The organism is Streptomyces odonnellii, from assembly GCF_000981895.1.
In the GTDB taxonomy this organism is placed as follows: Bacteria; Actinomycetota; Actinomycetes; order Streptomycetales; family Streptomycetaceae; genus Streptomyces; species Streptomyces odonnellii.
On the sequence record NZ_LATD01000097.1, the window covers coordinates 1 to 19,539 of the forward strand.

At 70.2% G+C, this 19,539-nt stretch carries 21 protein-coding genes and 4 pseudogenes; 11 read left to right on the forward strand and 14 right to left on the reverse strand.

Annotation, left to right across the window (positions count from 1 at the left end; all coding sequences use genetic code 11):
• Positions 1 to 451: IS5 family transposase (locus tag WH07_RS10835; protein WP_107073637.1), on the forward strand; the 451-nt coding region annotated here is incomplete at its 5' end.
• Here the strand turns inward: WH07_RS10835 and WH07_RS10840 are convergent.
• The 4 genes and pseudogenes from WH07_RS10840 to WH07_RS40325 all read right to left on the reverse strand — a co-directional run.
• Entirely contained in the window at positions 406 to 1,623 is a 1,218-nt protein-coding gene (locus tag WH07_RS10840; protein WP_046498725.1) for an MFS transporter, read from the reverse strand. The genes WH07_RS10835 and WH07_RS10840 overlap by 46 nt on opposite strands.
• 297 nt (positions 1,624 to 1,920) lie before the next feature.
• Positions 1,921 to 2,907, reverse strand: a complete 987-nt coding sequence (locus tag WH07_RS40320; RefSeq protein ID WP_198533780.1) for a hypothetical protein — start codon at positions 2,905 to 2,907, stop codon at positions 1,921 to 1,923.
• Positions 2,908 to 3,571: 664 nt separating this feature from the next.
• On the reverse strand, positions 3,572 to 3,832 hold the full coding sequence (locus tag WH07_RS39690; protein WP_046498636.1) for a hypothetical protein: 261 nt from the start codon (positions 3,830 to 3,832) through the stop codon (positions 3,572 to 3,574).
• Positions 3,833 to 3,851: 19 nt separating this feature from the next.
• Positions 3,852 to 4,184, reverse strand: a pseudogene (locus WH07_RS40325) (MmyB family transcriptional regulator); the annotation flags it as partial.
• Positions 4,185 to 4,297: 113 nt separating this feature from the next.
• Here WH07_RS40325 and WH07_RS10855 point away from each other — a divergent pair.
• Positions 4,298 to 5,050, forward strand: coding sequence for an SDR family oxidoreductase (locus WH07_RS10855; protein WP_046498639.1), 753 nt, complete (start codon positions 4,298 to 4,300; stop codon positions 5,048 to 5,050).
• An 84-nt stretch (positions 5,051 to 5,134) separates the two neighbouring features.
• On the opposite strand, the gene WH07_RS10860 is transcribed toward WH07_RS10855, so the two are convergent.
• The gene (locus tag WH07_RS10860) at positions 5,135 to 5,527 is read right to left on the reverse strand and encodes a winged helix-turn-helix transcriptional regulator (protein WP_232788818.1); all 393 of its coding nucleotides are present in this window, start codon (positions 5,525 to 5,527) and stop codon (positions 5,135 to 5,137) included.
• A gap of 120 nt (positions 5,528 to 5,647) precedes the next feature.
• Between WH07_RS10860 and WH07_RS10865 the strand changes: the two genes are divergently transcribed.
• Positions 5,648 to 6,088 (forward strand): TIGR03618 family F420-dependent PPOX class oxidoreductase, encoded by a 441-nt coding sequence (locus WH07_RS10865; RefSeq protein ID WP_046498643.1) that lies wholly within the window; start codon positions 5,648 to 5,650, stop codon positions 6,086 to 6,088.
• Positions 6,089 to 6,275: 187 nt separating this feature from the next.
• A complete protein-coding gene (locus WH07_RS10870; RefSeq protein WP_046498645.1) occupies positions 6,276 to 7,331 on the forward strand; it encodes an aldo/keto reductase in 1,056 nt (351 codons plus the stop codon).
• Between the two features lie 76 nt (positions 7,332 to 7,407).
• On the opposite strand, the gene WH07_RS10875 is transcribed toward WH07_RS10870, so the two are convergent.
• A complete protein-coding gene (locus WH07_RS10875; protein ID WP_157877325.1) occupies positions 7,408 to 7,644 on the reverse strand; it encodes a hypothetical protein in 237 nt (78 codons plus the stop codon).
• 170 nt (positions 7,645 to 7,814) lie between these two features.
• Here WH07_RS10875 and WH07_RS10880 point away from each other — a divergent pair.
• Positions 7,815 to 8,075: pseudogene (locus tag WH07_RS10880) on the forward strand (Tn3 family transposase); the annotation flags it as partial.
• Between the two features lie 10 nt (positions 8,076 to 8,085).
• On the opposite strand, the gene WH07_RS39700 reads toward WH07_RS10880, so the two are convergent.
• Both WH07_RS39700 and WH07_RS10885 read right to left on the reverse strand, forming a co-directional pair.
• A complete protein-coding gene (locus WH07_RS39700; protein WP_157877326.1) occupies positions 8,086 to 8,241 on the reverse strand; it encodes a hypothetical protein in 156 nt (51 codons plus the stop codon).
• Positions 8,242 to 8,454: 213 nt separating this feature from the next.
• A complete protein-coding gene (locus WH07_RS10885; RefSeq protein ID WP_046498651.1) occupies positions 8,455 to 8,829 on the reverse strand; it encodes a MerR family transcriptional regulator in 375 nt (124 codons plus the stop codon).
• Between the two features lie 159 nt (positions 8,830 to 8,988).
• Here WH07_RS10885 and WH07_RS10890 point away from each other — a divergent pair, with 159 nt between their 5' ends.
• The 4 genes and pseudogenes from WH07_RS10890 (at position 8,989) to WH07_RS41060 (ending at position 10,546) form a co-directional block, all read left to right on the forward strand.
• A complete protein-coding gene (locus tag WH07_RS10890) occupies positions 8,989 to 9,339 on the forward strand; it encodes a putative quinol monooxygenase (protein ID WP_046498653.1) in 351 nt (116 codons plus the stop codon).
• 275 nt (positions 9,340 to 9,614) lie between these two features.
• The gene (locus WH07_RS41055; protein WP_232788819.1) at positions 9,615 to 10,085 is read left to right on the forward strand and encodes a recombinase family protein; all 471 of its coding nucleotides are present in this window, start codon (positions 9,615 to 9,617) and stop codon (positions 10,083 to 10,085) included.
• Positions 10,086 to 10,103: 18 nt separating this feature from the next.
• Positions 10,104 to 10,367: pseudogene (locus tag WH07_RS42130) on the forward strand (winged helix-turn-helix transcriptional regulator); the annotation flags it as partial.
• A gap of 29 nt (positions 10,368 to 10,396) precedes the next feature.
• Complete coding sequence (locus WH07_RS41060) at positions 10,397 to 10,546, forward strand: hypothetical protein (protein WP_232788820.1); 150 nt, start codon at positions 10,397 to 10,399, stop codon at positions 10,544 to 10,546.
• Positions 10,547 to 10,791: 245 nt separating this feature from the next.
• Here the strand turns inward: WH07_RS41060 and WH07_RS10900 are convergent, their stop codons facing one another.
• Entirely contained in the window at positions 10,792 to 11,715 is a 924-nt protein-coding gene (locus WH07_RS10900) for a helix-turn-helix domain-containing protein (RefSeq protein WP_079023133.1), read from the reverse strand.
• 105 nt (positions 11,716 to 11,820) lie between these two features.
• Here WH07_RS10900 and WH07_RS10905 point away from each other — a divergent pair, with 105 nt between their 5' ends.
• Positions 11,821 to 12,738 (forward strand): alpha/beta hydrolase, encoded by a 918-nt coding sequence (locus tag WH07_RS10905; protein WP_046498739.1) that lies wholly within the window; start codon positions 11,821 to 11,823, stop codon positions 12,736 to 12,738.
• A gap of 231 nt (positions 12,739 to 12,969) precedes the next feature.
• On the opposite strand, the gene WH07_RS10910 is transcribed toward WH07_RS10905, so the two are convergent.
• The 3 genes from WH07_RS10910 to WH07_RS10920 form a co-directional block, all read right to left on the reverse strand.
• Positions 12,970 to 13,998, reverse strand: coding sequence for an SDR family oxidoreductase (locus tag WH07_RS10910; protein ID WP_046498656.1), 1,029 nt, complete (start codon positions 13,996 to 13,998; stop codon positions 12,970 to 12,972).
• Between the two features lie 63 nt (positions 13,999 to 14,061).
• On the reverse strand, positions 14,062 to 14,433 hold the full coding sequence (locus tag WH07_RS10915; RefSeq protein ID WP_046498659.1) for a VOC family protein: 372 nt from the start codon (positions 14,431 to 14,433) through the stop codon (positions 14,062 to 14,064).
• A gap of 103 nt (positions 14,434 to 14,536) precedes the next feature.
• Positions 14,537 to 15,586 (reverse strand): aldo/keto reductase, encoded by a 1,050-nt coding sequence (locus WH07_RS10920; RefSeq protein WP_046498663.1) that lies wholly within the window; start codon positions 15,584 to 15,586, stop codon positions 14,537 to 14,539.
• A gap of 132 nt (positions 15,587 to 15,718) precedes the next feature.
• On the opposite strand from WH07_RS10920, the gene WH07_RS10925 reads away from it, so the two are divergent.
• A complete protein-coding gene (locus WH07_RS10925; RefSeq protein WP_046498666.1) occupies positions 15,719 to 16,267 on the forward strand; it encodes a TetR/AcrR family transcriptional regulator in 549 nt (182 codons plus the stop codon).
• 226 nt (positions 16,268 to 16,493) lie between these two features.
• Here the strand turns inward: WH07_RS10925 and WH07_RS10930 are convergent, their stop codons facing one another.
• Positions 16,494 to 18,293 (reverse strand): vWA domain-containing protein, encoded by a 1,800-nt coding sequence (locus WH07_RS10930; protein ID WP_046498668.1) that lies wholly within the window; start codon positions 18,291 to 18,293, stop codon positions 16,494 to 16,496.
• Positions 18,290 to 19,433, reverse strand: a pseudogene (locus WH07_RS10935) (AAA family ATPase). Before WH07_RS10935 ends, WH07_RS10930 begins: the two are co-directional and overlap by 4 nt.
• Positions 19,434 to 19,539 lie beyond the last annotated feature (106 nt).

The following is a 19,539-nucleotide window of genomic DNA, read 5'->3' on the forward strand; positions in this document are numbered from 1 at the left end:
GACCAGCAAGATCCACCTGGCCTGCGACGCCTTCGGGCGGCCGCTGGCCTTCGTGGTCACGGGCGGGAACACCAACGACTGCACGCAGTTCACCGCCCTGATGGAGGCAATCCGGGTGCCTCGCATGGGAGCAGGGCGGCCCCGGGTGCGGCCCGCACACGTTCTGGGCGACAAGGGCTACAGCTCCCGCGCCATACGGACCTGGCTGCGGCACCGGGGCATCCCACACACCATTCCCGAGCGGGCCGACCAGGTCCGCAACCGGCTCCGCCGCGGCAGCCGCGGCGGACGTCCGCCGGCCTTCGACAAGCAGCTCTACAAGCGGCGTAACGTCGTGGAACGGTGCTTCAACCGCCTGAAGCAATGGCGCGGGATCGCGACCCGCTACGAGAAGACCACCGAGTCCTACCAGGCAGCCGTCACCCTCGCCTCGCTCCTGATGTGGGCGTGACATTTGAAGACACGCCCTAGCACCACGCCCTGGACAACGGCGCACGCCAGCAGCAGGTGAGGGAGGCCGGCGGCGGGTACGGCGGCGACGAGGATTCCGGCAACGGGGAACGGCAGCAGGAGCAGGATGATCGTGACCGCAAGGGTGGAGCCGAACGCACGGGCGGGGATGAGACGGCCGCGCAGGGTCCGCAGGACTACGGTCAGCACCCCGTCGGCGGCCATCAGCACCGCGACCACCACGGTGTAGGCGCGGAAGCCGGGCACGAAAGCGATGGCCAGGCATGCCGCGGTGGAGAGCGTGGCGGCTGCCGCACCGACCGGCCACACCTGCCACCGCCCGATCGCGCGGTGGGCGGCCCACACAGCGAACAGGGAGGCAACGGCCGCCAGGCTCCACATCGTCCCCACCTCCACACCCGACCGGTGGTACTGGTGAATCACCGTGATGGGAGTGGCGGCCTGGAGCACACCGAGAGAGAGATTGGAGGCGGCGAGACCGCCGATCAGCCAGCCCAGAGGGGGAATGCTGCGCATGGTCCGCCAGCCGGTCAGCAGGCTGCTGGGAACCGGACGGTGATCCACCGGGCCACTGTGCCCCTGCGCACCGGCCGTCGCAGTCACAGCCAGCGCCGCGATCACGGCCATCAGCAGGGGCGGTCCGGACAGGAGCAGGAGACCGCCGAGAAGCGGTCCGAGCAGCAGGGCGCCCTGGTCGATACCGGTCTGCACCGCTTGGACCCGGTGCGCTCGTTCGCCGGGCCGACGGCCGGCTGCGGCGCCGAGGGTTTCGACCGCGACGAAGGACACCTCGGCCACCAGACCCGAAACAGCCCCGAAGGTCATGACGACCCAGGTGGTCGCCGTACCGGTCGCGGGCAGAGCCAGCAGGACCCCGCCGACCACCGCGACCACGGCGGCGCGGACGAGGTTGGCGGTACGGAAGGCCCGGCCGGCACCCCACCGGTCCACGAGCGATCCGGCGAACGAGAAGGACACCAGGCGCGGTACCCACTGCACAACGAACGCGACGCCCGTCAGCGTCGTCGAGTTGGTTGTGAGGAGCACCAGAAGCGGGATCGCGTACGAGGCCGTCATGCTCGCCAGGCCATCAGCGGCACGGATGAAATACGTACGCGTCAGGCCCGGTGAAGAGGAACGGGAGGAGAGCATCACGGTTCACCGTGTCCGTGGGCTGGGGCCCTGCGCGGGCGACGCGGGCGTGATGGACGCGGGCACCGACACGCCAAGCGAGGCGAGACGTTGGCCGAAGCGGGTGAGGTGGCGCGGGCCGCGCCGGCGACGGGGACCGCGCTGTGGGCGGCGGTCCTGGACCGGTCGCTGCTTTCCCGTTGCGGCGGGCTGTCGAGGATGCGTATCTCCGCAGCCGTTCCGGCCAGTTCCTCTCCGACGGTGGCGAGTTGCTCCGAGGCGGCGGTCAAGCGGTCGGCGAGTTCCCAGGCATCGTCGTCAAGGTCGGTGACCTGTTCCCCGGTGGCTTCGAGGGCCTCCTGAAGCCGGACCAGAACACCGTCGGCCGGATGGAGGAGCTGGTCGATAGCGAGGGCAGCCTCGGTTGCGTTCGCGGCTCCCCGGATGTCGTCCTTCAGCTTGCAGGACGTGCGCTCCGGCAACATAGGTACCGTACGGATCGGTCGGGCTGATCAGCTGGCCGGTATCGAGAGCGGGATCCAACGCAACTTCGTACCGGGCGGCGCGGAGCATCTCAGCCGCATGGAAGGCGATGGCCGTACGGTCTACGGGTGCCGTGGTAGTCGGAAGCCGATGACGGCGGCCGTACCAGTCCTCGATCTGACGGAAACCGGCGTGGGTGAGGAGCGCGGCGGACAGGCCATCGCTGGCGCCCTTGGCCGTGACGCTGCCGCTGGGCTCGATGCTGATCGTGATATTGGGGGCAGGCACGCGTAACTCCTGGAAGCGGGGTGTTGGGTGTGGGGCTGGGGGCAGGTGGCCGAGTTCGGTGGCGATGCGGTGGCATTCGGCCTGGATGCGGAAGGCGTCGCGGTAGGTGTTGTGGAGGCTGCCGTCCTCGCGTGCGAGAGTGGCCACCACGTAGACCCGGTGGGGCTGGTTGCGCAGGGCGATCCAGCGGCAGGCGTCCAGATCGCCGTCCGGGGCGATGCCGGTGGTGACCACCATGCGGTGAGCGACCTCGGCCCACTGGGTGTCGGTCAGGTCGGGGTGGCGGGGGTCGGCACGGACCGAGCAGACCCACACCGGCCGGTCGGGTGCCCGGGTGCCGAGGCGTTCGACGGGCGCGTCGAGGGCGCGGGCCAGGTACGGCGGAGCGTCGCCTTGTGCGGGGACCTCGATCGGGGTGTCGTGGCAGTCGCCCGTGATCAGGCGGGGGTTGATGTGATGGCCGTGCTCGCCCGGCCCGTACAGATAGGCGAGCAGGCCAGCGGTGTGGCCAGTGCGCTGCAGGCGTGCGAACACGGCGTCTACCTCGAAAAGTGCGTAACGGGCCCAGGCCCGGTGGTCGGACGGTCAGGAAGAGGATCCGGAGGTTCCGCGTTTTGGCCCGGCCGGAGATGAGTGGTAGACGCCCGCGGTCAGGGCCGCCCGTCGAGGCGGTCGTCGTAGGCAAACCTCGTGCAGGCGGAGCGCGCGGAGAGGGCGTCGTTGTGCAGGCGGGCCCAGCGGCCGTCCGCGCGGATGACGATGTCGAGCCCGTCGGCGGTGTTACGCAGGGCGACGTGCCCTCCCGGGGCGGGGCACCGGGCGGTGTCAGAAGTGGGGGTTCTCGGCGGGCCGGTCCCGGTCGGTGGCCGCCTGGAGCAGTTCGGACAGGTCGCCGGGCTCGGAGGAGCCTGTCGCGGGAAGCGCCGTGTCCCTCGCAGGTCACGTCTCTTTGTAGGCAGCCGAGGCCGTGAGCCGGTGTCGCGCTCCACGGGGCACGCGGTGTCGCTTTCAGCGCCCCCCGAGGGGGCGCATCGAGTGACGAGAGTCACGCCGGGGCCTGCGCGGGTCGCCCTGAGCCGTTCGGCCGACCGGGCGTTCCGAGCCGTCCGGTCGGCCCCTCGTCCGAGGACTCGGTCCTCCTCCGCCGGCCTTCGGTCCGGGGCTCCGCCTGACCGGGGCGCTACCGCACCTTCGGATGTCACGCCGACCGCGCCACGTCACCGAACAGGCCGCGCAGTAGGCGAATCACGGCGGCCACCGCCATAAACGGCACGGCCAGCATGTTGGCGACCAGAACCCACCACGTGCCCGCCACGACGTTGCGGAACCATTCGCTCGTCAGGTTCTCCTCGGTGCTCTCGGCCACGCCCATGACCCACAAAAGGGTCAGTGGCACCATGACCGACCACAGGAGCCAGAAGCCGCCGATGGCCGCGGTCCAGATCCGGGTGCCGACCACGGGATACCGCTCGACTGGGTGAGCTTGCCTGCGTGGACGAACCGGCGTTCTGTGAGGCGGCCCAGGAGGCGAGCAGTTTCAAACCCTCATCGAAGGGTGAGCCGGGTTCGGCGGTGTAGATGGTGAGGGTGAGTCCGGGCTCGACTGCCATGGCGAGGGCCTCGAAGGCGAGGGTTAGGTCGCCGACGACCGGGTGGTGGAAGCATCTGGTCCCGGTGCCGTGGCGGGTGACGTTGTGGGCGGCCCAGCGGGTCCGGAAGGTGTCACTGCGGGTGGAGAGCTCGCCGACCAGGTCGTGGAGGTCCTTTGAGCTGCCCCGTGCGGGTGCGGCATGCAGTAGCCCCCGAGTCAGTTCACTTTTCTGACTCACTAGGGTACCGTCGAACAAGAGAGTTCGAAAACGGAACTTACTATTGATGCGGGCGGCCCGAGGGCTGTCCCCGCAGTGTGAACAAGGAGCACGTCATGACTTCGATCTTGATCACCGGAGCCTCGAAGGGTGTCGGCCGAGCCACCGCTGCCGAGCTGGCCAGGCGTGGCCACCGCGTGGTCGCCACCGCCCGCGACCCGCGCACCCTGGACGGCCTCGATGTCGCGCAGCGTCTGCGCTTGGACGTCACCGACCAGGCCAGTGTGGATGCCGCTGTCGAGCAGGCTGGCGAGATCGACACACTGATCTCGAATGCGGGTGTGATCTTCCGTGCCGCCGTCGAGGCGAGCCCGCTCGAAGAGATCGAGCGGCTGTACGCCCAGAACACCGTCGGCGCGATCCGCGTCGTGCAGGCACTGCTGCCTCAGATGCGCCGGCGCGGCAACGGCCGCCTGGTGCTCGTCTCCAGCATGGGCGGACGCATCGCCATGCCGGGCAACTCCGCGTACGCGGCCAGCAAGTGGGCGCTGGAAGCGTTCGGCGAGAGTCTCGCCATCGAGCTGTCCAAGCTGGACATCGACGTCACGCTCGCCGAGCCCGGTCCCATCAGCTCCGGCGCACTGGACAACATGACCACGTACGCCCTGGACGACGACCCCTACGCGGCCTTGCTGGAGGGCGGCATTCCGCCGGAGATGATGAGCAGCCCCGAACAGGTGGCATCCGCTCTTGCGGACCTCGTTGAGGCGGACACCGTCCCGCTGCGGGTTCCCATCGGGCCCGTCGCCCAGCACGTCCTCGGCGTCAGGGACGCCGCGCGCTACGACGAGCCCTTCCTCCCGGCCTGAGGCTCGGCTCGTCGTCGGGCCCCCCGGGCAGGGTGCCCGACGACTTCGGTGGTGGCGGCACGCCTGCGCGCCAGATGGGAGGGGTCAGCCAGCTTTGACCGGCGTGGCAGCAGTGGCCGGCAGGCCGTTGCTCGCGATACGGGGCGGCGCGTGCCGCTCTCCCCACTGCCGCAGCATGGACAGGACCGGGATGAGCTCGCGGCCGGCAGCGGTGAGCAGGTACTCGTAGCGCACCGGCCGGTCCTGGTACTTGCTGCGCTCGACGATGCCGACGTCCTCAAGCTTGCGCAGGCGAGCGGTGAGCATCTGGCGCGGGGCCCCGGTGCGGTTCTGGATCTGGTCGAAGCGGCGCACGTCGAAGCCGAGCTCCCGGATCACCAGCAGTGACCATCGGTCACCGACGAGTTCGAGGGCATCGGCGATCGAGCAGACGCGCGTCCCATCACTCGCGAAGATGTCGAATTCGGTTGCCGTCACCGCCGCCTCCTTCTGCTCGGGCTGCTGCCAGTGTAGTCCGTATGTTTTTCGAACCCATGGAGTGAGAAGGCGACGAGCGGACCACAGGACCGCAGAGCGCATGCTCGCTAGGAGCTGCACATGACTACGCTGCAAGACTTTCAGACCCTGGCCGGCTCCGCGGACGGCCTCGGAGTGGTCTCGACCCTGCGCGCGAACGGCGCCGTGCACGCGTCAGTGGTCAACCTCGCCGTCGTGCCCCACCCGCTCGACGACGGGAGCGTCGTCGCCTTCGTGACCGCCGGCAAGGTCAAGCTCAACAACCTCAGGGCCCGCCCGCGGCTCGCGGCGACCGCGCGCGTCGGCTGGTCGTGGGCCACGGTGGAGGGCACGGCCGAGATCATCGGCCCTGACGACCACCACCCGGCCTTCGATGCGGAGCGCATCCGCATTCTCCTGAGGCAGATCTTCGTCGCCGCCGGCGGGCGGCACGGGGACTGGGAGGAGTACGACCGCGTGATGGCGGCGGAGCGTCGCGCCGCCGTGCTGGTGAGGCCGCAACGTGTATACGGGGTCGACTGAAGGCCGACTCCACGGCTCGCGAGCGCCTGCTCGACCATCGCCTCACTCGCTTCGCTTTCATACTCGCAATGCCACAATGACGAATAAGTCTAAAAATCGAACCCTGTGCTGGGGTGTCGACCTGCGCACCTCGTCACGTCCAGGCAGCCACCCCGATCCTGAGCTCGCTGTCCCTTGGGAGACTTCCATGCAGTACACGACTTTCGGCCGCACCACTGGCCTTCGCGTGTCCGAGGTGGCGCTCGGTGCCGGCACGTTCGGCACCACAGTCGCCGCCGGCACAGACCGGGACGAGGCCCGCCGCATCCTCGACCGCTTCGCCGACGCCGGCGGCACGTTCATCGACACAGCCGAGAGCTACCAGGGCAGCGAGTCGGAGGAGATCCTCGGCGAACTGCTCACCGGCCGGCGTCACCACTTCACCCTGGCCACCAAGTTCACCTACGGGGTCGGCGTCGACCCGGGGGTGCTGGCCGTGGGCAACAGCCGCCAGAACATGCGACGGGCCGTAGAGGACAGCCTCAAGCGGCTGCGGACCGACCACATCGACCTGCTGTGGGTCCACATGCCCGACACCGTGACCCCCATGGACGAGATCGTGCGGGGCCTGGAAGACCTGGCCCGGCGCGGCCTGATCCTGCACGCCGGACTGTCCAACTTCCCCGCCTGGCGCACCTCCCGCGCGGTCACCCTGGGCGAGCTGCGGGGCCAGGCACCGGTCATCGGCGTGCAGTTCGAGTACAGCCTTGTGGAGCGCACCGCGGATCGTGAGATCCTCCCCATGGCCGAAGCGCTCGGCCTCGGCGGCGCACTGTGGTCGCCCCTGGGCGGCGGGCTCCTCACGGGCAAGTACCGCACAAGCAGCGAAGGGCGCCTGAGTGACTGGGGCCGCATCGTTCACACCGAGGACACGCAACGCAAGACGGCCGTCGTGGACAGGGTCCTCGCCGTCGCCAAGGAAACCGGCGTGCCTGCCGCTCAGGTCGCGGTCGCCTGGGTCCGCGAGTTCGCCTCTCGTGCCGCCACCCCGCTGGTTCCGGTGATCGGACCGCGCACCCTGCCACAGTTGGAGGACTACCTGGCCGCGCTCGACGTGCAGCTCGACGCTGCCCAGTATGAGCGCTTGGACGAGGTCAGCAGCGTCTCACTGGGCCAGCCCCACGAAGTGGCGGCCGCATCCGTCCCCAGGCTCCTCGGTGGCGATGTCAGCCAGTTCCGCGCCCCGATCGTGCCCGTCGCCTGAGGCGATCCGCCTGGCGGCCCAGGGGCAGTCCCTGCTTAGGGGCAACCCCTGGGCGCAGGCCCGCTGTTCGGGTGCCTCAAGCCGTGATGCGCGCGCCGACCTCTCCGTGGAAGGAGACGATCTCGCGTGCGGCCAGCTCAGGGTGCTCAAAGAGCGCCATGTGTCCGCCGTCGACGACCTGGTGCCGCAACGGATGCAACAGCTCCAGTACGCGCGATAGCTCCCGGACCGGAAGTAGATGAACCACCCGAACCAGCGATAGCGCCAGACGTGTTGCGCTTACTACGCTCAGGCGCACAGCGCTGAGCTGCATCAACCGTCGAGACGTCGCCATGCAACAGCTCAGCCCCCAGAGAACTGCCGTCAGCGACGTGGATCTCGTGCAGGCGCACAGAGTGCTCCTCCGTGGCCGCGTACAGCCTGATCGGCAGCGCGACCAGTCCGAACTGGATCGTGCCGGACCACGTCGCCTTCACCCGTCTACTCGGCGCGCTCGGTCTGGTCCTCAACGCCATCGTGCTGTGGACCACGAAGTACATCGACGCCGCCGTCGAGGCGCTCCGTGCCGAGGGCCACGAGATCCGAGACGAGGACATCGCCCGCCTGTCCCCGCTCAAGCACCGGAACCTGAACCTGCTCGGCCGCTACAGCTTCACCGCCTCTACCCCGGCCGCCAGCGCCCTGCGCCCGCTGCGCGACCCGGATACGCCGGAGCTGGACGAGGACGAGTCGGCGGCCGACTGAAGCGGGCCTGTCAGCCGGCGGGCACCAGCGCGGCGTCGTACTGCTCGACGATCCAGGGCAGCACCACGCAGGAGAGCAGGAACCAGTCTCTGTAGCGGCACAGGTCCCAGTCGCGGACCGGGAAGTGGAACTCGGAGGCCGTGAACTCCTCCAAGGAGTCCCCCAAGGGGCCGGTCTGCGTCAACGCCGCCCTCGAACCGGCCCAGCGTGCGCATCAGATGCACCTCGGTGTCGAACTCCGCCCAGCTGAAGCCCGAGAACAGCCACTCCTCGGCTTCTTCGGCCCGGTGTGGTCGTCGGCTACCGCGAGGGCATGGAGGACCAGCTCGGCGTCCTCGGCCTGGGCACCGGGCCAAGGCGTGCGCGTGCTGGTCGAGCCTCAGACCCCCGCGGCCTCGCCAGCCGGCCGTGTCGCGCCGAACTCGGCGGCGGCGAGGACAGAGTCCAGTCGGGCTCGCGTGGCGGCAAGGTCCCGCATGTGATCGTCGAGGCGGTCCCGCTCCGCGCGAAGCCGGGCGATCATCTCCAGGCCGGCGATACCGGTGTGCACGCACGGCAGGAACTCCACGATCGTCCGGCTGCTCAGCCCGGCAGCGTAGAGGAGCTGGATCCACCGCACTCGCTCGACCGTGTCCGGGGTGTAGAGGCGCTGCCCGCCTGTGCTGCGGCTCGACGCGATGAGCTGCTGCTGCTCGTAGTAGCGCAGCGCCCGCGTGCTCACTCCTGCGGCCGATGCCACCTCGCCGATTCGCATCCCGTCGCTCCATCTGCTCCGTATGCCGCTGGGTCCCGGTTGCTGTCGGGCCGTCCCGGGGTTCGTCACCCGACTTGCCTTTGACGTTAACGTCAACTTTTACACTCCGGTAGGCGGCCATCAGCACCGGCGGAACCGACCATGACGGAGTAGGACCTCATGAGCACTGACGACACGATGCCCGACGGCCTCATCCCCGCCGCCATCCTTGCCTCGGACACGCCAGTCGCGGTATATAGATACGCCCGGGCCAAGGCGGGCGGGGAGGGCCGGATGCTGGGCGAGATCCAGGCGATCATCGGCCTCACCCGCAAGGAGGACGGATGCGAGCAGTACGTGGTGCACACCACGCCGGACCAGCCGGGCGCCTTCGCCTTCTACGGGCGCTGGTCCTCCGGCGCCCACCTGCTGGCGCACGTTTCGCAGCCGTTCATGCAGACGTACTTCGCCGCCATCGCGGGCCTGGTCGAGAGGGAACTGGAGGCCCACTGGCTGCACCCCCTCTCCTGACCCACGGCACACGGCTGGCCCCGCGCTACGCGGGGCCAGCCGCATCCGGATCGCCGTCCGCGATGGCGCGGCATGCGGGCAGAGGTATGGCTGCTGGCCGGTCCACGCTGCGGGCCGCCTGCCGGCAAACGTTTGACGACAGGCAGCCGACGCGTCCAATGAACCCCTGCAATCCGGGGGTTCGAGGCGGCGCGGATCCAATCAGATCCGATGCTGATTGATGACAGGGTTTGACGACAGACAGGGTCCATTCCTCGGTACGGAAGGGGTCCTCGGTGGCGAACCTGGTCTACAAGCGGGTCTCGACCGATCAGCAGTCGACCGCCCGGCAGGACCTCGTCCTGGACGAGGCAGGCATCAAGGACCCGGTCGTCTTCGAGGAGGCCCCGGGCACCTCCAGCCGCCTCCATCCCCTCCAGCGCTCGAAGTTCCGCGAACTGCTCACCTACACGCGGCCGGGCGACACCGTGCACATCTCCGAGAGGTTCCGCCTCGTGCGCGGCACGGGGCACATCCGACAGTGCCTCGGCCACCTCCGCGTACAGATGGGCGACGTTGTGGGCCGGCGCTCCGGCCAGCTCCGGGAACCGGTCGTACCCGGCGGGAGGCTTGAGCGGCGACAGGGTCTCCTGGTCGCGCGCCCCTTCGACGGCCAGCGCGGCACTCATGGGCAGGCCGATGTCCCCGGTGATCCGCAGGGATCCCCGGGTTCCGTCGATCTCCCAGACGAACGGCGTCGTCCGTAGCGCGCCTCCCGGGAATGCATGCAGCGCTGGTCCCTGCTGATCATCCGGGACGCCTTCTACGGCCGGACCACCTTCAGCGAGTTCCGCGCCTCGCTCGGCATCTCCACCGACGTCCTGACCGCCAGGCTCAACACACTCGTCGAGGAGGGGATCCTGGAGCGCCGCCCCTACCGCCCCGAGGCCGGCGGCCGAGGTTCCCGGGAGCGCCACGCCTACTACCTGACGCCGGACGGCCGCCAGTTGCGGCCCGTGCTGGGCGCCCTCCTCCAGTGGGGCAACAAGCATCGCCCCAACGACTACGGCCTTCCTCGGTGCTGGTCGACACCAGGACCGACCGGCCCGTGCGCCTCGCCTTCGTCGGTGAGGACGGCGAGGAGGTCGACGTCGCGCAGGTCGACAGCATCCTCGGGCCCGGGTACTACGCCTGGAAGGCCCAGGCCCCCGACGGCGGCGGCGACTGATCGGCAGGCCGCTTTGCCCTCCTGGCGCGGACGCACCCGCTCGCACTTCCAGGACAACTGGTTGTCGAACTGCTACGAGGCGGCGCGCGTTATTCGTCCGGCATGGCGAAGCGGTTTTGCGCGGTCGCCGCACTGACATGCCCGCTCAAGCGTTGAAAAGAGGACTCCACCGCGCACGGGCAGGGTTCCCTCTGAGACGCACGCCTGAATGTGCCGAATGTGCCCGCCGCACCAGGTGCGTCGGCTCAGCCCTCATATCCGACGCCTGGTAGGCGGGCTCGCGACGCTGTCGGCTCGGAGGCAGTGGCGGGCTTGGTGTGCGTGTGGTCGGGAGCTGTCCAGGAGGCGAGGATGCGCAGTGCTTCGTCCGAGGGGGTTCCGGGTTCGGCGGTGAGCACCATGAGCCGCTGCCCGCTGCCGTCGGGGCTGGTCCAGGTGTCGCAGTCCAGGGTGAGATCCCCGACGATTCGGTGGCGGTAGTGCTTGGTGCCGTAGGTCGCGCTGTTGACCCGTCGTTCGGCCCACCACGTGCGGAAGTCGGGGTCCAGGACGGCCAGCTCGCCGACGAGCCGGGCCAGTTCGGGACGGTCTGGGTCCGAGGCGGCTTCCATGCGCAGAGCGGCGACGGCGTCGCGGGCGTCGTGTTCCCACCGGGTGTGCAGGGCGCGGATCACGGGGTCGGTGAACACGAGCCTGACGTAGTTGCGCTGCCGAGCGGGGATCGTGCCGAAGTCCGTGTACAGCGCGCGGGCCGCCCGGTTCCAGGCGAGCACGTCCATGTAGCGGCCGAGCACGAGGGCGGGAGTGCCGTTTAGCTGGTCGAGGAGGCGGCGCATTGCGGGCCGCGGGCTCTGCCGGGTGTGTCGGCGCTGCGGTCGCGCGTCCGTCTTGCCTGCGATCTGGTACAGATACGCCTGCTGGTCCTCGTCGAGCCGCAGCGCGGCGGCGACGGTGGCGAGGACGGAAGCGGACGCGGGCGTGCGGCCCTGCTCGAGGCGGGTGTAGTAGTCGACGCTGATGGCTGCCAGCTGCGCAACCTCTTCGCGGCGCAGCCCCGCCACCCTGCGCTGCTGTCCGGTCTCGGGCAGGCCGACCGCGCGGGGCGTCAGTTCGGCTCTGCGCGCCTTGAGGAAGGCGCCCACCTCGCTGGTGTCACGTGGCGGGGTCACGTTCACCACTGTATGCACGGGGCTGCTTCATGTGGGAGGGAAGGATCCTTCCGGGGCAGGAATCCACCGCTTGTGCACCCGCTGACCTGGTCCGAAAGTGAAGCCATGAACAGCGTAAATGTCACTTTCGACAGCGCCGGCATCTCTCTGGCCGGGCGCCTCTACCTTCCCGACGAGGAAGCCACTCCCCGGCCCGCGATCGTGGTCGGCCACCCCGCCAGTGGCGTCAAGGAGCAGGCCGCGGGCCTCTACGCCTCACGTCTGGCCGAGCGAGGCTTCGTCACGCTCGCCTTCGATGCCGCCTACCAGGGCGAGAGCGGCGGAGAACCGCGCGGACTGGAAGATCCGGCGCATCGCGTCGAGGACCTCAAAGCGGCCGTGTCGTTCCTGAGCACCCGGCCGGAGGTCGACCCGCACCGAATCGGGGCACTGGGTATCTGCGCCTCCGGCGGCTACGTCGTCCCGGCCGCGGCCACGGACCACCGCATCCGCGCCGTCGCCACCGTAAGCGCCGCCGACATTGGCCGCCAGTTCCGCGCGGGCGCCGACGACACCCAGGACCCCGCCGTAATCCAGTCCATGCTGGATGCCGCCGCGGCGGCCCGGACCGCGGAAGCGCGCGGAGAGGGCGTGGGCAGCTTCCCCATCTTCCCCGAGACGGCCGAGGAGGCGCGCGCGCTGGGCGGGCAGCATGGCTTCGAGGGCTTCGAGTACTACTGCACCGACCGTGCTCAGCACCCCCGCTCTGCGAAGGAGTTCACCTGGTCGAGCATCGACCGGATCGCCGTCTTCGAGCCCTTCCGCTTCATCGCCATGATCGCTCCGCGTCCCCTGCTGATGATCGTCGGCACCGAAGCGGTCACCCGGCACATGACCACCGAAGCGTTCGCCGAGGCACAGGAGCCCAAGGAACTGCTCTGGATCGACGGAGCAAGCCACGTCGCCCTCTACGACAAGCCCGAGTACGTCGGTCCAGCAGTGGAGAAACTCGTCGGCTTCTTCGACAAGCAGCTCACTGGGTGACGCGCCGCACTGACACGGCCGCTACTGCGTGAGACGGGACGGCCAGCCAGCATGGGATGCGATCGCGCTTGGCAGCGGAGCCTGTACCCGTGGCACGTGCCTGGAAGTCCACGGCGGCCGGGGACCGTCAGGAGCCAGCCGCGCTCATTGCCCTGGCGGGGCAGGTGGATCTCCAGGTCGGCCTACCAACTGCCGTCGGACTCCCGCTGGCAGGCCGTGCGAACCCACCCTTCATGTCGCAGTGCCGATGCCGTGGGCGAGCAGGCTTTTGGCGGTGTCGGCGATGGTGTCCTCGATGGGGCGTGCCCGCCATCCGAGGAGCCGTTCGGCCTTGGCGCTGGTGGCGTCGAGGTCCTGGCCGAGCTGGTGCCGCAGCAGGCGCAGTTCCGGGTTCACGATGCTGAGCCCGCGGGTGAGCCATACGGGCAGTTCGCGGGTCGGCGCCTTCGCGGCGCGGTCGCCCAGGCGGTCGTGCAGGATTCGGGCGATGTCGACCACGCGCAGGCTGTGTCCCGCGGACGCCAGGAAGCGCTCGTCCGCTGCCGCCGGGTCGGTCATCGCACGCAGGTGCAGGTCCGCGACGTCGCGCACGTCGACGTAGCTCATGCCGAAGGGCGGGCAGGCGGGGACCTTGCCTTCGAGCATTCTGCGCACCAGGCGCAGGGAGGGCGGGTCGTCCGGGCCGAGCAGTGGTCCGAAGACGCCGACGGGATGGACGGCGGCCAGCTCCAGGGTGCCGCCCTCGTCGGCAATGAACTGCCAGGCGGCGCGTTCGGCGAGGGTCTTGGAGCGCTGGTAGGGCGGGATGTCGGCTTCGACGTTGGTCCAGTCCTCCTCGGTGAACGGCGTGGTGCGCGGGGGGTGCCCTATCCCGATCGCGCCGAACGCGCTGGTCAGGACGGCGCGCTGGACGCCGGCGTCACGGGAGGCGCGCAGTACCCGCAGGACGCCCTCACGTGCCGGGACCACCATCTCGTCCTCGTTGGCCGGTGTGCGGCGCAGGGTCGGTGAGGCGACGTGGAGGACGAAGTCGCAGTCGGCTACGGCCTGGTCCCATCCGTCGGGGCGTTCGAGGTCGGAGCGCACCACGGTCAGGCGGGTGTCGTCGAACGGCGCGGCTGCGTGGAGCCAGGAGCGCAGCGAGGGTTCGCGCCCCAGGTCGCGGACAGTGGTGCGGACGGTGTGCCCGGCTTCGAGCAGGGCGAGTACGCACCAGCTTCCGATGTAGCCGGTGCCGCCGGTGACCAGGACCTGTGGCATGGACGTCTCCTTCATGTGCGGGCTCGTGCGCAGGGACGGTGTCGGTGGGCACGAGGGGTGTGTTCAGCTGGGGATGAGGGTGGTGAGGCAGAAGGGGTGGCCGGCGGGGTCGAGCAGGACGCGCCAACGGGTGGGGTTGGGCTGGTGGGCAGCTGTGGTCGCGCCGGTGGCGAGCGCGAGGCGCTCGGCCCTGTCCAGGTCCTCGACGGCCACGTCCAGGTGGAACTGCTTGGCCTGGCCGTCGGGCCACTGGGGCGGCCGGTAGTCGGGTACGCGGACGGTGACCAGCAGCAGTCTTCCGAGTTCGACGGCGCAGAAGGCGTCGGACTCGGTCGTGAGGTCTCCGCCCAGCATGGCCGCCCAGAAGGCGGCGAGCGGTCGGGGGTCGGCGCAGTCCAGCGCTACGGACCCCAGCCGCCCTACAGGTTCGGACATATCTGCACCTCAGTCGTCGGGGGTGGTGCGTCACGCGCGCACCGGGCCGTCCCGGACCGGCACGCGCGTGACGCGGTGGCGGTGCCGCGGTGTGGGCGCGGTGTCAGAGGTTGGCGTAGCCGGGGATGGACGCCTTGATGCGTTCCATCTCGCGTTCGTCGGAGACGCCCTGGAAGTCGTAGCGCGGGGTGTAGGGCGTCTCCAGGCGCCGGGCCTCCTCGTCGGTGAGGTCGAGGTCGACGGACGCGACCGCGTCGTCGATCTGCCCGATGGTGCGGGCACCGACGACCGGGGCGGCGACGACGGGGTTGCGGTGCAGCCAGGCCAGCGCGATCTGGGCGCGGCTGACCCCGCGGGCCTCGGCGACAGCGCCGACCTCGTCGACGATGAGGCGGTCGCTGTCGGCGTTCGCCTGGTAGAGCGTGTCCGCGTAGGCGCCGTCGGTGGCGGCGCGCTCGCCGGTGTTCGCCTGGTCGAAGGGGCGGGCGAGCCGGCCGCGGGCCAGCGGGCTCCAGATGCTGGTGGCCACGCCCTCGTCCGCGCACAGCGGCAGCATTTCGCGCTCCTCCTCGCGGGCGAGGAGGTTGTAGTGGTCCTGCAGGGTGACGAAGCGGGCCCACCCGTGGCGCTCCTGCAGGTGCAGGAGTTTGGCGAACTGCCAGGCGTGCATGGAGGATACGCCGAGGTAGCGGGCCTTGCCCGACCTGACGACCTCGTCCAGCGCCTGAAGGGTCTCCTCGAAGGGCGTCTCGTTGTCGAGGCGGTGGATCATGAGGACGTCGACGTAATCCGTGCCCAGTCGGCGCAGGCTGTGCTCCACCTCGCTCATGATCGCCTTGCGCGACAGGCCGCCGCCGTTCGGGCGGCCGGGCCGCATGACGTGCCGGATCTTGGTTTGGATGACGACGTCGTCGCGGTCCGCGTAGTCCTTCAGCGCCCGGCCGAGGATCTCCTCGCTGGAGCCGTAGGAGTACATGTTCGCGGTGTCGAAGAAGTTGACGCCCGCTTCGAGGGCGTGCTTGACCAGCGGGCGGCTGGACTCCTCGTCCAGCGACCAGACCGGGTGCCCGCGGTCGGGTTCGCCGTAGGTCATGGCGCCGATGGCGACCGGGGAGACATCGAGACCGGTGCGGCCGAGCTTGATATAGCGCACGGGGAAGCTCCTAGAATGGGAACGAAGCCAAGCGGAGAACTCTCCGCCGACTCGTTCAAGCCTAACGGAGAACTCTCCGTTTCGCGGCCGGGGCTACTTCCGGGCGCACCCGCCCGCTCTGAGGAGGACACGATGGCCAGTGCCCCGCAACAGCGCGCGGACGCCTTGAAGAACCGCGAGACGATCCTGCAGGTCGCCCACGACGCCCTGGCCGAGTCCCCGGGCGCCTCCCTCAACTCCATCGCCAAGCGGGCCGGCGTCGGCGCGGGGACGCTCTACCGGCACTTCCCCACCCGCGAGGCACTGATCCTGGAGGTCTACCGGCACGACCTGGCCCGCCTCATCGCCTCCGTGCCCGACGTCCTGGCCGAACACCCTCCGCTGGACGCCTTCCGCCGCTGGTTCACCACGCTCACCGCCTACGTCCGCATCAAGCACGACCTCGGCGAAGCCCTCCACTCAGCCGCCGCACAGGAGGTCATCAGCGCCTCCTGGCCCCCGGTCACCGCAGCCGTCCAGCAACTCCTCGACGCCTGCGAACAGGCCGGCGACATCCGCCCCGGCATCGACCCCGTCGACGTGATCATGCTGCTGAGCTGCCTGTGGCGCACCCCCAACACACCCGACGGCACCACCCAGGCCACACGCCTCCTCGACCTCGCCATCACCGGCCTGCGCTAGCGCTCTGCCCGCATACGTCCGCCGGGTCAGCAGTCGAACCCGTGATATCGGCTTCGTGGCCCGTACAGGTGGGCCAGGGAATGGGTTCACGTCCTTCGGAGCGGCCTGCGATGGTGTGGACATGCCTGAGGACGAGACGTTGCGGCCACGATCGGCGGACACGAAGCAGCCGGCCGGGTTCTGGAACAGCCTGACGATGGCGGCACCTTCGCTGTCCTTGAGCCCGTCAGCGTGTCCTGCGGATGGCGTCTGTGGCCGCCGCGGCGATGGCGGAGGGAGCGCTGGAGGGCTGGGGCAGGTGCAGCAAGGTGGTTCCCGGCAAGTGGTGGGACTTGGCGGTGAGGGTGAGCTGGAGTACGGCGCAGCCGGCGGTCGTGAGCTGCTTGACGCGGGTGACGGCTTGAGCGGTTTCGTCGCTGGCGTACCGGGCGTCGGTGACGATCACGAGGAGGCGGCCGGCGCCGGGGCGGCTGAGTTCGAGGCCGTGGTCGAGTGCGTCGATGGCGTCGCCGAGGTTGTGGTGGCCGCCGTTGGCATCGAACGTCGTCACGCGCTCTGGTGCTCGGTGGGTGGGTCGGGTCAGTGCGGTCAGGTGCCTGTCATAGGCGATGGTGGCGGTAAGGGAGTCGGGGTCGGTCAGGGCTGCTGCGCGTGCCACGATCCAGGCAGCGGACGCGACGGGCGCGCAGGCGGCACGCATGGAGCCGGAGACGTCGACGGCGATACCCACACGCAGCGGTGGGGTGGGGGAGTTCCGGCGGCGGGTGTGGGTGAAGGGTTCCGCGGTGGGGACCGACCCGGCCGCGCGCTGAGCGTCGCGGGCGAGGGCCGCGCGCATGTTGAGGCGGCCGGGCGGGGTGGGGCTGGTGGACCGCTCCTCGGTCCGCTCGCGGTAGGCGGCGGCACGCAGGGCACGGCTCAGGCGCGCGGCGGCACTCTGCTCGGCGGCAGTGGGCCTGCGGGTGCCGGTGACCGGGTTGCCGTAGGGCGCCGGTGTGCCGTCGGGAGCAACGGTGGTGCCACGGGCGTTGAAGACCGACTTGGCGGTGGCGGCGGCCTTGCGTCGCTGGCCGGCCCGCTGGGCGCGGTCCTGAGCCTGCGCCTTGGACTGCGCGGCCACGGCGTTGGCCGCTGCGGCCTGTGCCGCGAGGTCGGCGGCGTCGGTGGCTGCCGTGCTGTCCATGACGACCCCCACGGCGCCGGACAGCAGATCGGTGAGGTTCTCCGGCACGGGCAGGGCGGGGGCCGCGGTGTTCAGAGCGTCGCACCATTGTTGAGCGTGCGCGAGCATGGTCGTGGCGTCGTGGTCGGCGCACTGGTGGGCTGCGGTCCAGATGCGGGTGAGTGTGGCCAGCAGGTTTGCGCCCAGCACCTTTTCGCACAGATCGGCGACGGCCCGGGTCTCGCCGGCGTCCAGGATGCCGACGTCACGGCGGCCGAGGACCAGGGCCGCCACGGAGGCGGCGTGCTCGATGCCCTGGAGGGTGGGGTGGGCGATGTCGGGCATGACCAGGGTTCGGGCACTGGTGCGCAGGTACGTGCGGTCCGTGGGCCGCGTGATCAGGTGCGCGCCTTCGACGCGGCTCTCCTCCAGGAGGAGCGCGGCCTCGACGACACGGGGGTTCGCTCCGGCAGGCTTCGTCCAGACGGAGTGGGCCGCGTGCGCGGCCTCGTGGACGAACACTCCCCAGGCGGCGGGATACCGCTCCTCGTCGCCCACGATCCGCGGATGGATCTCGTGGGGCTTCAGCGGGGCGAACAGGCCGGCGTCGAACTCGACCTCGCCCAGAGTGGGGAAGAACGCGGCCGGTGCGCCGCTGCGCGTGCCGGGGCGGCAGGTGACGAGGAGGTCCTGGCGGCCGGAGAGGGCGACCAGGCGATCGCCGAGTTCGGCTCCCACGCGCAGCCACAAGTGCGGGGAGGAACGGGGTCGCGCGGGCGGGGCGCCGTCGTCGTCCCATCGCGCGAGGTCGGCTTCGTCGTCCGGCGTGGTGGCGGGGGGCTGGACGTGGTGGTGGGCGCTCATCGCGAGTGGCCCCGGTGTGCGGAGCCGGCGTGGCCCGGGGGCTGCCGGGCGGCCGAGGCGGGGAGCTGCTTGCCGAGGGTGAGGGGAGCGATCTTCTTGACGCCGACAGCCTTGATGACGGCGGCGGCGACGGCGTCGCGATCCTCCGCAGGAGCGATGCCGACCAGGTTCGCGAGCGCGGCTTTGGTGCCGAGGACGGCCTCGGTCTTCTGGTAGCTGAGCAGCTCTCGCAGTTGGGGGGCCCAGCCCAGCTCGCCGAGTTCGACTTTGGTGGGCGAGGTGTCGGGCGATCCGGACCACCCGTGCATCGATCCTCAGCGCCAGGGCGAGGTCATAGTCCGTGCCGATCTGGATTTGCACGCTGAACCGGCTCGCGAGCGCCTCCGTCAACACCGCGCCGTGGACGCCGGGATTGTGGCCCGCCACCACGTAGAAGCCCGGCTCGGCCTTGACGGTCTCGCCCTTGTGGGCCTTGACCTGGATCTGCCTGCGCCCGTCCATCGCGGGATACAGCGCCGCCAGGACCTTCGGTGAGATCAATGTGGCATCGTCGATCAGCAGGGCCCGGCCCTCGGTCATCGCGGTGACCAGCGGACCGTACTGGAAGACGTAGGCTCCCGCGTCGTCCTGTGTGTACTCGCCGACCAAGTCGCCGACCGTGGTGTCGCCGTCACCGGCGACGGTGAGCAGGTCCGGGAACGCCGCCTCGACCAGACTCGTCTTGCCGGTGCCCGGAGGGCCGTAGAGCAGCACCGGCACGTCGGCGTCGCGCAAGCGATTCAACGCCTCGACGTCGGGCAGATCGGCCAGCTCCCGGGGATGGTAGAGCTGGCCCCCCGCGCGGCGGATCGGGCCGGTCTGCCTGGGCGTGGCTGCTGCGGGAATGGTCGTGCGGGCCGTGGCCGCCTGGGCGCGGGGAGAGTGGGTGCCCGGTGGGCTGATCACAGCGGTCTGCGCGGCTGCGGCGGTTTTCGCGTTCGCGCGGAACTCCGGTTGCCCGGTCCCGCTTTGGTCGGCCTCGCCGCGTCGCACCAGGGTGAGGGCGGCGTTGCGGACGGCGCCGTGGGAGTGGCCCAGATGCCTGGCCATGTCCCCGATGGTGAGCGTGTCCGCCGGCCGGCCGGCCAGCAGTCGGGCCACCTTGGCCCGTAGCTCGCCGCCCTTGGTGCGCGCTGGACTGGTAGGCGTTCCGGGTGTGGTCAAAACGGGCTCCCTTCAACAGGTGGGGGTGCGGGCGGGGCCGGCG